Below are 13,885 nucleotides of genomic sequence, written 5' to 3'. Positions count from 1 at the left end.
CAGATGTCTTCCGGGATATTCAGACAAACATCACGTTATGGTATTAGTATAAAATAAAAAACAGCTAAGGTATATCAAATAACTTAGCTGTTTTTTATTTTTCTTAGATTATTTTTGTAAAATTCTGTCTATTTCTGATGTCAAATCATAACTTTTCCATTTACGACCGGGCACATAACACCGAGAATCTTCACCAGTCCTGTGTAACCAAAATCAATCTTTCCTCCGGTCACATACCACCAGCCGTACTCATTGCGAGCCACACCGTTGTAGGTAAAATCTACTTTACCGTTCGTCACTTTCCACCAGCCATATTCGTTGGCCTGAAGTCCGTTGTAGTTAAAGTCGATCTTTCCGTTGATGACCATCCACCAGCCATACTCATTGGCTTCCAATCCGGTGTAGGTGAAGTCTACCTGTCCGCCGGTTACTTTCCACCAGCCATACTCGTTGGCTTCCAGTCCGTTGCAGTTAAAGTCAACCACACCGCCGACGATCTTCCACCAACCATATGCATTCTGTGCAAGTCCGGTGTAGGAGAAATCTACTTTACCATGATTGATATAAAACCAGCCATATGCATTCTGTGCCACAGTTGTAACACCCTCTGCTACCTTGCCATCCAGATAATAATACCAGCTGCCATCTGCTTCCGGGCTGTTTGCAAGACCGTCTGCATGGGCCGGTTCCGGTGTCGGATCCGGATCTGGGGTTGGAGTCGGATCTGGGTCTGGGGTTGGATCCGGGTCTGGAGTCGGATCTGGGTCTGGGGTTGGATCCGGTGCCTTTGTCACATCGGAAATACTGATCCAGCTCAGGATCGGATCGTCACCGGCTGCTTTTTTCACAGTCAGGGTCACAACTGCTTCCTCTGGCAGCTCAATAGTTCCCTCTGCATAAGTCTCGCTGGATTTTACTGCGTCAAAATCACACAATTTGGACTCCGCGCCGCCATTTACGGAATAGTATACATCCATCTCACGGCCCATGCTCCACCAGCCGGTGCATCCCAGCATGATCTGATGCTCACCTGCCGGAAGTGTTACCTGATATGTGATGTTCTTGCTGCCACGGGCCCACCAGCCACCTGCATACGGATTGGTCGAGCTGACCTCGCTGTAACCTTTCATATCTCCGGAGTCACCCACAACACTTGTGTAACCCCAGCTGTTCTCCTCTGTCTTTGCCTGATCTGCTGCCTCTGTATTCAGCAGTTTATCGCTGACTGCTTTTACATTTTCCCATGTCTGGGAACCGATGTTGTTGCTGTCGATCATGTATTCCACATTTTCCGGGATCAGCTGTACCTGTGCAGTTGCCGCTACGATGCTTCCCTCCACGGAACCGGTTACAGTTACATAGCTGTATGGATTACCGGCAAAGGAAACACCTTCCAGGTTCCATGTAACTGCTTTTTCTGCACCATTTACGGTCACAGTTTCCGGAAGCTGCGGCTCCTGTCCCATGATGGTGGTTGTTGTCACGGTCTCCGGGGAACTGTAAGCTGCCATGATCTTCTGATATTCTTCAGAGGTCACACGGATCGGTGTACCATGTCTTGCGCGGCTCGGCATCTTGTATGTACCACTCTCCGGTTTTGTGAATACACCGCTCTCCAGATCGGTTGTTACCAGCGGGTAATATCCGCCGCCGCCAAAATCATCCACCAGCAGACACCATTTGTCTGTTCCGTCGGTGTCATCCTGATTCAGCTTGAAAATGGTCGGCCCCTCTACATACTGATTGCTGTTCAGGGAATCGGAAGCAATCTGTGTAAAGTTGCCAAGTACGCTGTCACTCTTCTCCAGGAAAATGGTCTTTGTCTTTGCGCCAAGGCTGTTTGTGCTGTCGCCTTCATTTTTTGTAAAACGATAATACGTTCCATTATGTTCGATCATCGTCGTATCAATACTGGACTGATCTTTTTCAATGTACAGTTTCGGTTCTGTAAATGTATAGAAATCTCTGGTTTTTACATAGTACAGACGCTGTTTCGTATCTACACTCGGTGTTCTGGATGCCCAGTATATCACATATTCGCCGGTCTTCTCATCATAGGTTGCTTCCGGCGCCCAGGTGCAGCCTGCACCGATGGCTGCGGATACTTCCACCATACGTTCATCGGACCAGTTTACAAGATCTGTAGATTCCCAGATCATCAGACTCTGACTTCCGTTGTTCTGCGCTGCATCCCATCCGTTTCCACCGTTGATCTTCAGGTCTGTCGCGATCAGATAGAATTTGTCGCCTTCCGGAGAACGAATGATAAACGGATCACGCACACCTTTTTCACCTAATGTAGATGTAAGAATCGGATGGTTGTTGTTCAGATCATCCCAGTTCATACCATCCTGGCTGGATGCAAAATAGATCTGCTCGCCGTCAGAATAACCTTCTCCTGCAAAATATGCAAAGAAGTAATCAGTGTACTCAGCATCTTCGATCTGTTTCGGTGCTGCTTTTACGGTAAACGTAAAATCTTTGGTCGTGCTGAGTCCTTTCCATGTGATCGTAGCGGTCAGTGTAACATCGGTATCTTTCTCCGGTCTGGTCACAGCCCCCGCCGGCATTGCATCATAGCCTTCTACCTCATGCGAAGCGACATCCACGATATCACTCTGTTCTGTGGACCAGGTCACTTCTGCTGCCCCGATGGTCTCCGGCAATGTAATATTGCCATATACCTCAGAACCACGCTCGGTAGAGTATGGTAACGTCAGCTGATCTGCCAGTTCTTTCAGCATCGCATTCTGATCCAATACGGTTACTTTATACGTTTTTTCCCCAACTATTTTCTCTCCGTCTTTCATGGTAGCTGTCAGTGTCACTTCCTTATTACCGTCGGTAGGGATCGTAACTGTTCCATCTTCTTTCACAATATTGACATTGTCGGAAGTCCATGTGATGGAAAGTCCGTCGGAAGAAGTCCGGAGCAGATTCAGATTACCGATAATATGATCCATATCTCCCAGCGCAGTCTCAAGTTCAGAAGCTGCTGCTGTCACGCGGTCGTTGTCATACAGGCGGGTTCCGGCAACAATTTTCAGATTGTCCAGCTGCATGCTGGAATATTCTCCGCCACCCCAGGCTGCTTTTCCGATCCAGAAGATGCCGTTATCACCCAGGATATCTGTCAGACTGTAACTGCTTGCCATTTTGCTGACACGCACACCGTTGAGGTAAGCAACCGTCGCATCTTTTGTGTATACAATGTCCACATGCTGCCATTGGGAAGCTGCCATTTTGATGGTCGGATTTGCAGGTCTGGATCCCGTGTTGTTATAACGCTCAATCTCTGTGGTTCCGTTTTTTACCAGAACGCCGAGATAACGCTCTTTATTTCCATTATCATTCCAATTCAGGGAATTACCATTCTCCGCTGCATAAAATACCCAGTGTGAATTACTCATCTCCGGCAGAATATCATAGGAAATCGTCACTTCATCATGGCCCTTTAACAGACTGCTGCCGTCTGCTGCACGCACCTGCATCCAGTCCTTGTCGGATGCCACGAATTTTGCAGCTTTTCCTCCATCATGATCTACCAGTTCAATGCTGCCGCCCCCCACGGTTGCAATGGCATTACCGCCGCTGAAGCTGCCATCATCCCCAGCCTCATTAAAGTCGAAATCCGCCAGAACCACTTCATCGGAAGTTTCTTTCGCATCCTGCAAGGCAATCGCTGTCTGAGTACCGGTGCCGGCAAAAGCCGTAGTCATCGGGGTAACTGCCATGGACACTGCCAATACGCCGGCCAAAAGTGCTTTTCGGTTACACCATTGTCTGTACTTCTGATTTTTCATAAATCCCTTTTCCTCCTTTTATCAAACGCTTTTCACATATTAATAACTATAAACGAAAAAACAGCTAAGATATATCAAATTTCTTAGCTGTTTTGTATAATTCTTAGTTTTATTTTACTGAATCTTCCATTTCTTCCGATTGGTAAACTGCCTCTTATAATGCCCCGGTGTCTCCCCTGTGATCTCCTGAAACACCTTACAGAAATGGCTCTGAGAGCTGAAGCCCAGATAGAAACTGATTTCCTGAATACTGTAATCCGAATACTGTAACAGATTCCGGCTTCGGCGGATTTTTTCCTGCAAAATATAGCGTTTGATGGTAATATGTTCCTGCTCCTTGAAAAGATGGGACAGATAATCCGGATTAACCTTCAGATATTTCGCAATATCTGTAATCTGGATACTGTCATGGAAATGCTGAAATATATAATCCTTCACGGCAGCAATCAACGGATTCTTATAACCGCCCTCATTCGCCTGCAATTCTTCCGCCACGACATCTGCGTACATCCGCTGTGCCATCCGCTTGAATGCTTCCACTTCGGTAACATTGTCAATTTCTTCAATCTGCTGGATCATACTGTCCGCCATAGTAAAAGATTTTTCCACGCTGACTCCCGCCTCCACTGCGGTCCGCGATGCCAGTGTGATATTTCCGATTGCCACATTTTTGTGATGGCGCAGAGGATTCTTTGCAAGCTGTCCGATCTTTCCCTCATAGGTCTCAGAAATACTCCTATTCAATGCCGCCACATCGCCATGTCGGATTGCATCCTGCTCTCTGCGCTCCTGTTCATAAGGATTATGAATCCCTGCCTGCTCCTGATGTGCAAACAAATCCCTGCCCAACTGTTCATGAATCTTCTGAACGCTTGGAAATTCTTCCTTATTGTATTCGAGAAACTCTGCCAGGGACAGTTCTTTTCCCGTCAGGTATCCATAATACAGGATCATACCGGCTACCAGTGTATTCAGTTCACAGATCTGAAGATGCAGCCCTATATCTTCCAACTTGCCGAATTTCCTGCCTGCGTGCTGAAACCGCGCTGCATTCGCCGGTGCCAGAAGGATCGGTCCGAACAGGATCCAGCTATCCTCCTGTGCCGGATCCCGTATTTCACCGGCAAGAATATCCGGCTCCAGAGCATAAATTCCAGGATACTTCCTTTGTTTCAGTTCAAATATATTCTTCAGAAACGATGTCTCCGCCTCCGAAAGTATCTTACTACCTGCTGATTCTCCAAAGCTTTGACACTGTGCGCCAGCCCCGTCATATCTGCACACAGAAATATGCATCAGATTTACCAGCATTGTCCCCAAAAATATCTCCTGCATCGAATGACTGCCCGCTCTTATTTCTTATCCAGTGAATACTGCACGAGACGCTCCAGCAGATCTACCGTTCCATCGATACCGTAGCATGCGCTGTTAATGCAGATATCAAAATCTGCCGGATTACCCCATTTCTTACCGGTATAATAATCATAAGATGTCTTTCTGCGCTTATCTGTCTTACGGATAAACTCTTCTGCTTCCCGACGATCCTGATTGTTGAGCAGCATTTTTCTGCGGACACGGTTCTCATATGGTGCACCGATAAATACACTGAGACGCGGAATACCGCCCGTCATCAGCACATGACCGCAGCTTCTTCCGACAATGACGCTGTCACCTGCTTTTGCAATCTCTTTGATCACATGGCTCTGTTTGATAAAATGCAAATCTTTTCCACCGATTCCCGGCATCTTTTCATCCAGTTCATCAATCATCAGATCCAGAACCGAATCATCATAAAAAGAGAATCCAAGCCGTCCTGCCAGACGGGAACCAATCTCATGACCACCGGCGCCGGTCTCACGGGCAATGCAGATTACAACATGATCTTTTTCGGTCTTATACATCAGCCCATGACGATCCTTTGTAAAATCTTTTGAAATCTGATCCCGGAATCCATCATCTTCCATCACAGCCATCATATCGTTGCACAGATGCTCATAACGGATAAAAAGTTCCTCATATCTGCCACCGTTTTCCTCAATGATCTTAATCATATTTCCGATCAGAATCAACTCATCTTTCAGCTTTTCTGTATCCTCACGCTCGAAATCCTTCAAAATCTGCTTTACAGAAATATGCTTTGGTCCAGGAAACACTTTTCCCAGTTCACTTCCGGATGCTTCATATACTTCTGTATCCAATGTGTAAAAACGTTCTGCCAATTCCTGATAGTTTACCTTGCTTCCCTCTGGTTTCATAAATCAATTCTCCTTTCGCTGCAACTTCATAACTGTCTGTCCATCTGAATTTTTCAGTATCAGTGAATCCTGATTCTCATCTGCCTCATAAGTATATACCGATGAGCTGCTGCCTCCGATCAGCTCAAAATTATCTTTATCTGCTGCATATTTCATATGTGCCCCAAACACAAACGAGCCATCCTCATGCAGTTCAATATAAGATCCGCCATCTGCTGTATAGGAAGCTTCCAGTGCTGTATCTGTAAAGATTGTGTCTGATCCGCTCTCGAACTTCATCTGTGTCCCGCCGGCAAAATCTGGTTCCTCACCTTCTGTGAGTTTGCACCGCGTATAAGTGCCGTCTTCATTTTGCTGAATCGCATAGGAATCATAAGCCAGCTGCGTCTGGGCATCATCCTCCCCTTCCTGACCATAGTAGATCAGGTTCAGTACCCGGTAACCTGCTTCACTGGTGCTCAGCTGATAAATCCCGGTATAACCGTAATCACAATTACCGTCTTTATCCAGTGTCATCTGTATCTTCAGAGTATCCCCTGCTGTATAGACTCCGTCAAATTTCACTTTTGATTTTACAGAATCCAGCTTTGTCTCGGCAGCTGCACTGCCTCCATCTGTGGTTCCCGCATTCTTTGTTCCGCATCCTGCCAGAGCGACCATAACAAGCAACAGTACTCCCAGTAGTTTTCCGGTGTGTTTCTTCATAATAAATGTTCCTCCAATAACTGTCTCTCCAGAGATTTTCCCATACTCTGAGTATTTCTATTTTACCACTTTACGACACTTCTCACAAGTGTTACAGTAAGTTTGTAACACTATGGAAGGAGTGCCTTATTATGAGCAAAAAACAACCACGCAACACCAAGGGTAAAATTATTTCCGCTGCCTGGAAACTCTTTTATGAACAGGGATACGATGACACCACCATCGATGAGATCATTGCGGAATCCGCTACCTCAAAAGGCTCCTTTTATCATTATTTTGAAGGAAAAGATGCTCTGCTCGGATCTCTTTCCTTTCTGTTTGACGAAAAATATATGGAACTGGAAGCACAGCTTTCCGACTTTGCGACACGCTATGAACAGCTGATTTATCTGAACCAGGAGCTTTTTTCCATGATTGAAAACAGCATTTCACTGGATCTGCTGGCACGGCTGCTGTCCACACAGCTCATTACCAAAGGAGAAAAACATCTGCTGGACCGCAACCGCTATTACTATAAACTGCTGCGCCGTATCATCCGGGAAGGGCAGGACGGCGGGGAATTCCGCACAGATCTCTCCGTAAATGAAATGGTGAAGCTGTATGCGATTGCGGAACGCGCCCTGCTCTATGACTGGTGCATCTGTAATGGAGAATATTCTTTAAAAACGTACGGCTCTACAGCGATGCCCATCTATCTGGCACAGATCCGGATCAGGGATATCTGATTGATTTATTTTTATTCTATATTTCATTCCATATCTTAGTCTATTTCTATTTTTCCTTTATTTCAGCAGGTTTATATCACCTTTTATGCTTATTTTCTGTACTTTAGTCTATACTCCGTTCTGTATTGCAGTCTGTTTTTATTCATGGTATACTGGCAGAAATTTGTTGAAGTAACGTAATAAAGGAGATTGATTTTTATGAATGCAAACACAATTGGAATGCTGATCATCATGATCATCTATCTGGGTGCCATGGTCCTGATCGGTATTCTCTTTTCCAGAAAAAACAACGACACCAGTGATTTTTATCTGGGTGGACGAAAGCTTGGTCCGATCGTGACTGCTATGAGTGCCGAAGCCTCTGACATGAGCAGCTGGCTTCTGATGGGTCTGCCGGGTGTCGCATATCTGTCCGGTTGCGCCGAAGCAGGATGGACTGCCATCGGACTTGCTATCGGAACTTATCTGAACTGGCTCATCGTCGCAAAACGTCTGCGCCGCTATTCCCACAAAGCAAATAATTCCATTACGATCCCATCTTTTTTTGCAAACCGCTACCGGGATAAAAGCAATTCCCTGCTGGCAATTTCTGCCATCATGATCGTAATTTTCTTTGTACCGTACACTGCGTCCGGATTCGCTGCCTGCGGCAAACTCTTTGCCACACTCTTCGGTGTTCCGTATATGCCTGCCATGATCGTAAGTGCCATCATTATCGTTGCTTACACTTCTCTGGGCGGATTTCTGGCCGCAAGTACCACTGATCTGATCCAGAGTATTATCATGACCGGTGCCCTGGTCGTCGTACTGATCTACGGCGTACATATGGCTGGTGGCATGGATGCTGTTATCACAAATGCACAGTCACTGAAAGGCTACTTAAGCATGACAATGTCTCATGATGCAGCAACCGGCGGAAGCACACCGTACAACGGGCTGACCATCGCCTCCACTCTGGCATGGGGACTGGGCTATTTTGGAATGCCGCATATCCTGCTGCGTTTCATGGGTATTGAAGATGAAAACAAATTAAAAACATCCCGCCGCATCGCCTCTGTATGGGTCGTTATTTCCATGTTTATCGCCATCTTTATCGGTATTATCGGAAATGCCATGACAAAAGCAGGTGCTATGGATGTTCTGGAGAACTCTTCCCAGTCTGAAACACTGATCGTCAGAACCGCCGTACTGCTGAGCAATCACGGATTCCTTGCCGTGCTGATGGCAGGACTGATCCTTGCCGGAATCCTGGCAAGCACCATGTCCACCTCCGATTCCCAGCTGTTGGCAGCATCTTCCAGTATTTCAGAAAATTTGCTGCAGGACTGCTTCGGAATCAAATGTACAAAAAAACAGTCCATGCTGATGGCTCGTATCACTGTTCTGGTCATTGCCGCCATCAGTGTATTCCTTGCCCGTAATCCGGACAGTTCTGTCTTCCGTATCGTATCCTTCGCATGGGCAGGATTCGGTGCCACTTTCGGTGCTGTTATGCTCTTTGCACTGTTCTGGAAACGTTCCAACCGAAACGGTGCTCTGGCAGGAATGATCGTAGGTGGAGCCATGGTATTTATCTGGAAATTCCTGATCGCACCACACGGCGGACTCCTTGGTATTTACGAACTGCTGCCTGCATTCCTGTGCTCCGCAGCTGCCATCGTAATCGTCAGCCTGCTGACCGCTCCGCCGTCACAGGAGATCATCGATGAATTCGAAAGTATATAGACTTTTTGTAAAAAACTATGTCTGTCCAGCATGATTTTTTATTTCCTTTCAGGCTGATTTCATGTATACTGAAAAATAATTACAGTAGCTTACATATCTAATCATTGAAAGGATCACCATATATCATGAGTTCAAAACTTCAACTTCCCGCACTTGCAATTTTTGACATGGACGGCCTGATTTTTGACACCGAACGCCTTTTTATGACGACCAAAGATGGTGTCATGAAAGAATACGGCTATACGCAGCAAAAAGACGATTACATCCATACCATTGGAACCTGCGGTCAACAATTACTGGATATTCTGCACAGACTTTACGGGGACGATTACCCGGCAGAAGAGATCAGTCAGAAATGCCGTACACTGGTCACTGAAAAGATCCACCGTGACGGTCCTCCCACAAAGCCGGGAATCCCGGAACTTCTCGCATGGTTCACAGATAATCATATTCCATGCTGCGTGGCATCTTCCACAAAGCATGACCTTGTCATGGAATATCTGCGTCTGGCAAACCTCGACAACTATTTTGCATTTGTTATTGGCGGTGATCAGGTACCGCGTTCCAAACCAAACCCGGATATTTTTCTGGCAGCATGTCAGCGGGCGGGCATTAGACCGGAAGCTGCACTTGTGCTGGAAGACTCCGAAAACGGTATTTTAGCCGCATCGAATGGAAATATTCCCGTAGTCTGTATCCCGGATTTGAAAATGCCATCCGAAGAAACAGCAAAAAAAACTGCGGCAATCGTGTCGACCGCCGCAGATGTAATTTCGCTATTCCGTTAAGTTTTCTGTGAAGAAACTCTGGCAGAATAAACATTCCCCCTGCTTTATTGCTTTGTGCAATGGAAGCAGGGGGATTTTCTATCTTTTATTTCACTATCTTATTTAGATGTTTTTCATCAGATTTACCATTTCAATTGCGGAGCAGGCTACATCATATCCCTTGTTTCCGGCCTTTGTACCTGCACGCTCGATAGCCTGCTCAATATTGTCAGTAGTCAGGATACCAAAGAGTGTCGGTACGCCGGTCTCAAGACCAACCATAGCAGTTCCTTTGCTTACCTCAGCACATACATAATCATAGTGGCTTGTGGATCCTTTGATTACAGCACCCAGGCAAAGCACTGCATCATATTTTCCGGAAGCTGCCATTTTCTTTGCAACGATCGGAATCTCAAATGCACCCGGAACCCATGCCAGATCGATATCCTCATCTTTTACACCGTGACGTACACAGGCATCCTGTGCACCGCCAACCAGTTTTGATACGATAAACTCGTTAAAACGCGCTGCTACAATACCGATTTTAATGCCCTCTGCTACTACATTTCCTTCTAAAATTCTCATTTTCTTATCCTCCTGATTTTTTAATTTCATTGCAACTGTTCTGAAGCGTTACATTTTATTTATAGTTTGTCATATGATCCATTTTTTCCTGTTTTGTTTTCAGGTAAAAATAGTCAAATTTCTGTGCTTTGATCTGGATCGGCACACGCTCTTCAATGGTAATACCATATCCTGAAAGTCCTGTGATCTTGGTTGGATTGTTTGTCAGCAGACGCAGACGTTTTGCTCCGATATCCCGCAGAATCTGTGCACCTACGCCATACTCACGCATATCTGCCGGGAAACCAAGTTTGATATTTGCTTCTACGGTATCGTAACCCTGCTCCTGCAGTTCGTATGCTTTCAATTTATTGATCAGGCCGATGCCGCGTCCTTCCTGACGCAGATACAGCAACACTCCTCTGCCCTCTTCTGCAATCGCTTTCATGGCCGCATCTAACTGTTCTCCACAGTCACAACGGCTGGATCCAAACACATCACCGGTCAGGCACTCGGAATGTACCCGGCAGAGCACCGGCTCACCGTCTGTTACATCGCCCATCACAAGCGCTACATGATGATCTCCGTTTAAAATATTTTCATATCCGTAAATTTCAAAGTTACCGTATTTTGTCGGCAGTTTTGCATCCGCTTCTCTGCGGATCAGGCTCTCATGCTGCAAACGATATTCAATGATATCTGCAATCGTAATAACGGTCAGATCATGTTTTTCCGCAAACTGTAACAGTTCTGTGGTACGCATCATCGTTCCGTCCTCACGCATGATCTCACAGCAGAGTCCGCATGGTTTCAGTCCGGCAAGTTTTACCAGATCCACTGTCGCCTCTGTGTGACCGTCACGCACCAGCACACCGCCCTCTTTTGCACGCAGCGGGAACATATGGCCAGGTCTGCGGAAGTCCGCCGGTCTTGCTCCATCTTCTACGCATTTCAGTGCAGTATAAGAACGCTCTGCTGCGGAAATACCGGTTGTGGTGTCTACATGGTCAATGGATACGGTAAATGCCGTACAATGATTATCGGTATTTACATTTACCATCTGATCCAGTCCCAGTTTGTCGCAGAGCTCACCGCTCATCGGCATACAGATCAACCCCTTCGCTTCACATGCCATAAAGTTTACATTTTCCTGTGTTGCAAATTCAGCTGCACAGATCAGATCTCCTTCATTCTCTCTGTCCGGATCATCAATGACCAGAATTACTTTCCCATCTCTCAAATCCTGTAATGCTTCTTCTACTGTTCCGATTTTCTTTGCCATTTTTTTATCCTCCAAAAATTTTCCTGTACGGTTCACACGCGCCATTCCTCACTATGCATTTAGATAACTCCTCATGCAAGCGTGATCATGATCTGAATGTATGTGACGAGTGAACTTAAAATCCATATTTTTTTAAAAAGTCTTCGGTTATTCCACTTTCTTTTTTTGTTTCCTGCTCTTCTGCCGCTGGCGCCGGACGCATCAGTTTTTCTACATATTTTCCAATGATATCGCATTCCAGATTCACGATATCTCCCACCTTCCGGTCATGCAGCGCCGTCACCTGCTGTGTATGCGGGATGATGGACACTTTAAAACAATGATCATCTACATAAGCCACCGTCAGGCTGATGCCATCAATGGTGATAGAACCTTTTTCCACAATATAACGCAGTAAATCCGCTTTCGCCGCAATGGTATACCACACGGCATTATCATCCGGTTCAATGCTCTGAACGGTTCCTGTCCCATCGATATGACCTGATACGATATGTCCCCCAAATCTGCCATTTGCAGGCATCGCCCGTTCCAGATTAACCTTCGCCCCGGTGCTTAACTGTCCCAGAGAACTGCGGTTCATCGTCTCTGCCATAACATCTGCGGTATAGTAACTGCCACCCATACTTGTCACCGTCAGACACACACCGTTCACTGCGATACTGTCTCCGATCTGGCTGCCTTCCAACACCGTCCTGCATCCGATCGTCAGCACACAGGACCGGGCACCATGCCGTACACTCTGAATGGTTCCTACCTCTTCAATCAATCCTGTAAACATGTTTCATTCCTTCTTTTCACTTTATCTCTGCCTTTTTATTATTTCACATATCCCACGATGCAGAAGTCATCGCCCAGCTTCTCAATCTCCACATTTTGCAATGTGATCGCATCTGCCATCCGGTCAATTCCCATTCCTTCCACCGGAGAACGGGCATCCATACCGCCGATCAGCTTTCCGGCGATATAGGCATATACTTTATTCACAATACCATCTTCCAGTGCAGAAGCATTCAGGGTTCCGCCGCCCTCCAGCAGAATGCTGTCAATGTTCTGCCCGCCAAGCTTCTTCATCAATTCCACCAGATTGACTCCGTGTGCACCTTCCGTTCCAATGATCTGAATCCCGGCTTCTTTTAATCTTCTGATTTTTTCCTGCTTTCGTTCCGATTCCAAGGCTTCCTGACTGCAGGCTACTATCGTCTCAATATCTGATGCAGTTTTTACAATCTGGCTTTCTGTCGGAATGTGCAGGTTCGAATCACAAATGATCCGCACCGGATCCACACCGCCTTCCACACGACAGTTCAACATTGGATCATCCGCCAGCACCGTTCCGATTCCTACCATGATGCCACGGTAACGTCCCCGCATCCGATGTACCTGCGTTCTGGCAATTTCCCCGGTAACCCATTTAGAGTCTCCGGTGGCACAGGCGATTTTTCCATCCAGTGTCATGGCATATTTCATCACCACGAAAGGGGTCTTTGTCGCAATGTAATGATAAAATACTTCATTTAACTTCCGGCATTCTGCGTCCAGGATCCCGGTCTCTACATAAATGCCATGATCCCGCAGGATCTGTACACCTTTTCCTGCCACCAGTGGATTGGAATCCATGCTTCCCACAAATACTCTGGCGATTTTTTTCTCAATGATGATATCCGTACACGGTGGTGTCTTGCCCTGATGGCAGCACGGCTCCAAAGTTACATACAGATCCGCACCGGCAGTATCTTCCGTGCAGCGGGTCAGTGCATTGCGCTCCGCATGGAACTCTCCGTATTTCTCATGATACCCCTCACTGATGATCCGTCCGTCTTTGACTACTACACAGCCGACCATAGGATTTGGTGATGTATGGCCTTCCCCTTTTCGCGCCAGCTCCAGCGCCCGTCTCATATATTCTTCTTTTTTTTGCATAAAAAAATCACTCCCTCCAAGCTTCCAGGGATTTTCCTCTTCCATAAATCTTTGCGCTTCCTGAATTTTTTGCTTTTCTTTGCCTGATGCTTATGTTAGCTTTATATAACATTAACATCCCGGCTTCGATAAATTCTTT

General features: G+C 46.3%; 11 protein-coding genes. 3 read left to right on the top strand and 8 right to left on the bottom strand.

Annotated features, from left to right (window positions below):
* Positions 1-140 precede the first annotated feature (140 nt).
* The 4 genes from ACIRUQ_RS14465 to ACIRUQ_RS14450 all read right to left on the bottom strand — a co-directional run bounded on the left by ACIRUQ_RS14465 (position 141) and on the right by ACIRUQ_RS14450 (position 6,763).
* Complete coding sequence (locus tag ACIRUQ_RS14465) at positions 141-3,803, bottom strand: immunoglobulin-like domain-containing protein (RefSeq protein ID WP_055289935.1); 3,663 nt, start codon at positions 3,801-3,803, stop codon at positions 141-143.
* 114 nt (positions 3,804-3,917) lie between these two features.
* Positions 3,918-5,114 carry an AraC family transcriptional regulator gene (locus ACIRUQ_RS14460; protein ID WP_055289933.1) on the bottom strand — a complete coding sequence of 399 codons (1,197 nt, stop codon included), beginning with the start codon at positions 5,112-5,114 and terminating at the stop codon, positions 3,918-3,920.
* Positions 5,115-5,155: 41 nt separating this feature from the next.
* Positions 5,156-6,058, bottom strand: coding sequence for an AAA family ATPase (locus tag ACIRUQ_RS14455; RefSeq protein ID WP_021738031.1), 903 nt, complete (start codon positions 6,056-6,058; stop codon positions 5,156-5,158).
* A 3-nt stretch (positions 6,059-6,061) separates the two neighbouring features.
* Complete coding sequence (locus ACIRUQ_RS14450; RefSeq protein WP_022036385.1) at positions 6,062-6,763, bottom strand: hypothetical protein; 702 nt, start codon at positions 6,761-6,763, stop codon at positions 6,062-6,064.
* Between the two features lie 131 nt (positions 6,764-6,894).
* Between ACIRUQ_RS14450 and ACIRUQ_RS14445 the strand changes: the two genes are divergently transcribed.
* The 3 genes from ACIRUQ_RS14445 to ACIRUQ_RS14435 all read left to right on the top strand — a co-directional run bounded on the left by ACIRUQ_RS14445 (position 6,895) and on the right by ACIRUQ_RS14435 (position 10,001).
* Positions 6,895-7,488 (top strand): TetR/AcrR family transcriptional regulator, encoded by a 594-nt coding sequence (locus ACIRUQ_RS14445; RefSeq protein WP_055289931.1) that lies wholly within the window; start codon positions 6,895-6,897, stop codon positions 7,486-7,488.
* Positions 7,489-7,686: 198 nt separating this feature from the next.
* Positions 7,687-9,213: a sodium/proline symporter gene (locus ACIRUQ_RS14440; protein WP_055289930.1), complete on the top strand. Its 1,527-nt coding sequence runs from the start codon at positions 7,687-7,689 to the stop codon at positions 9,211-9,213.
* 125 nt (positions 9,214-9,338) lie between these two features.
* On the top strand, positions 9,339-10,001 hold the full coding sequence (locus ACIRUQ_RS14435; RefSeq protein ID WP_055289928.1) for an HAD family phosphatase: 663 nt from the start codon (positions 9,339-9,341) through the stop codon (positions 9,999-10,001).
* Positions 10,002-10,103: 102 nt separating this feature from the next.
* Here the strand turns inward: ACIRUQ_RS14435 and ribE are convergent, their stop codons facing one another.
* The 4 genes from ribE to ribD form a co-directional block, all read right to left on the bottom strand.
* On the bottom strand, positions 10,104-10,565 hold the full coding sequence (gene ribE / locus ACIRUQ_RS14430; protein WP_022036382.1) for a 6,7-dimethyl-8-ribityllumazine synthase: 462 nt from the start codon (positions 10,563-10,565) through the stop codon (positions 10,104-10,106).
* Between the two features lie 55 nt (positions 10,566-10,620).
* Positions 10,621-11,826 (bottom strand): bifunctional 3,4-dihydroxy-2-butanone-4-phosphate synthase/GTP cyclohydrolase II, encoded by a 1,206-nt coding sequence (locus ACIRUQ_RS14425; protein ID WP_022036381.1) that lies wholly within the window; start codon positions 11,824-11,826, stop codon positions 10,621-10,623.
* A 115-nt stretch (positions 11,827-11,941) separates the two neighbouring features.
* Complete coding sequence (locus tag ACIRUQ_RS14420; protein WP_021738042.1) at positions 11,942-12,604, bottom strand: riboflavin synthase; 663 nt, start codon at positions 12,602-12,604, stop codon at positions 11,942-11,944.
* 38 nt (positions 12,605-12,642) lie between these two features.
* Positions 12,643-13,746, bottom strand: coding sequence for a bifunctional diaminohydroxyphosphoribosylaminopyrimidine deaminase/5-amino-6-(5-phosphoribosylamino)uracil reductase RibD (ribD, locus tag ACIRUQ_RS14415; protein WP_081695189.1), 1,104 nt, complete (start codon positions 13,744-13,746; stop codon positions 12,643-12,645).
* Positions 13,747-13,885: the final 139 nt, after the last annotated feature.

This window comes from Eubacterium ramulus, from assembly GCF_045002895.1.
GTDB lineage: Bacteria > Bacillota > Clostridia > Lachnospirales > Lachnospiraceae > Eubacterium_I > Eubacterium_I ramulus.
This window is presented reverse-complemented; position numbering and strand designations above follow the sequence as displayed.

Coding starts and splice junctions, on each gene's coding strand:
- ACIRUQ_RS14465 (WP_055289935.1), bottom strand. CDS start 3,803: ATGAAAAATCAGAAGTACAGACAATGGTGTAACCGAAAAGCACTTTTG.
- ACIRUQ_RS14460 (WP_055289933.1), bottom strand. CDS start 5,114: ATGCTGGTAAATCTGATGCATATTTCTGTGTGCAGATATGACGGGGCT.
- ACIRUQ_RS14455 (WP_021738031.1), bottom strand. CDS start 6,058: ATGAAACCAGAGGGAAGCAAGGTAAACTATCAGGAATTGGCAGAACGT.
- ACIRUQ_RS14450 (WP_022036385.1), bottom strand. CDS start 6,763: ATGAAGAAACACACCGGAAAACTACTGGGAGTACTGTTGCTTGTTATG.
- ACIRUQ_RS14445 (WP_055289931.1), top strand. CDS start 6,895: ATGAGCAAAAAACAACCACGCAACACCAAGGGTAAAATTATTTCCGCT.
- ACIRUQ_RS14440 (WP_055289930.1), top strand. CDS start 7,687: ATGAATGCAAACACAATTGGAATGCTGATCATCATGATCATCTATCTG.
- ACIRUQ_RS14435 (WP_055289928.1), top strand. CDS start 9,339: ATGAGTTCAAAACTTCAACTTCCCGCACTTGCAATTTTTGACATGGAC.
- ribE (WP_022036382.1), bottom strand. CDS start 10,565: ATGAGAATTTTAGAAGGAAATGTAGTAGCAGAGGGCATTAAAATCGGT.
- ACIRUQ_RS14425 (WP_022036381.1), bottom strand. CDS start 11,826: ATGGCAAAGAAAATCGGAACAGTAGAAGAAGCATTACAGGATTTGAGA.
- ACIRUQ_RS14420 (WP_021738042.1), bottom strand. CDS start 12,604: ATGTTTACAGGATTGATTGAAGAGGTAGGAACCATTCAGAGTGTACGG.
- ribD (WP_081695189.1), bottom strand. CDS start 13,746: ATGCAAAAAAAAGAAGAATATATGAGACGGGCGCTGGAGCTGGCGCGA.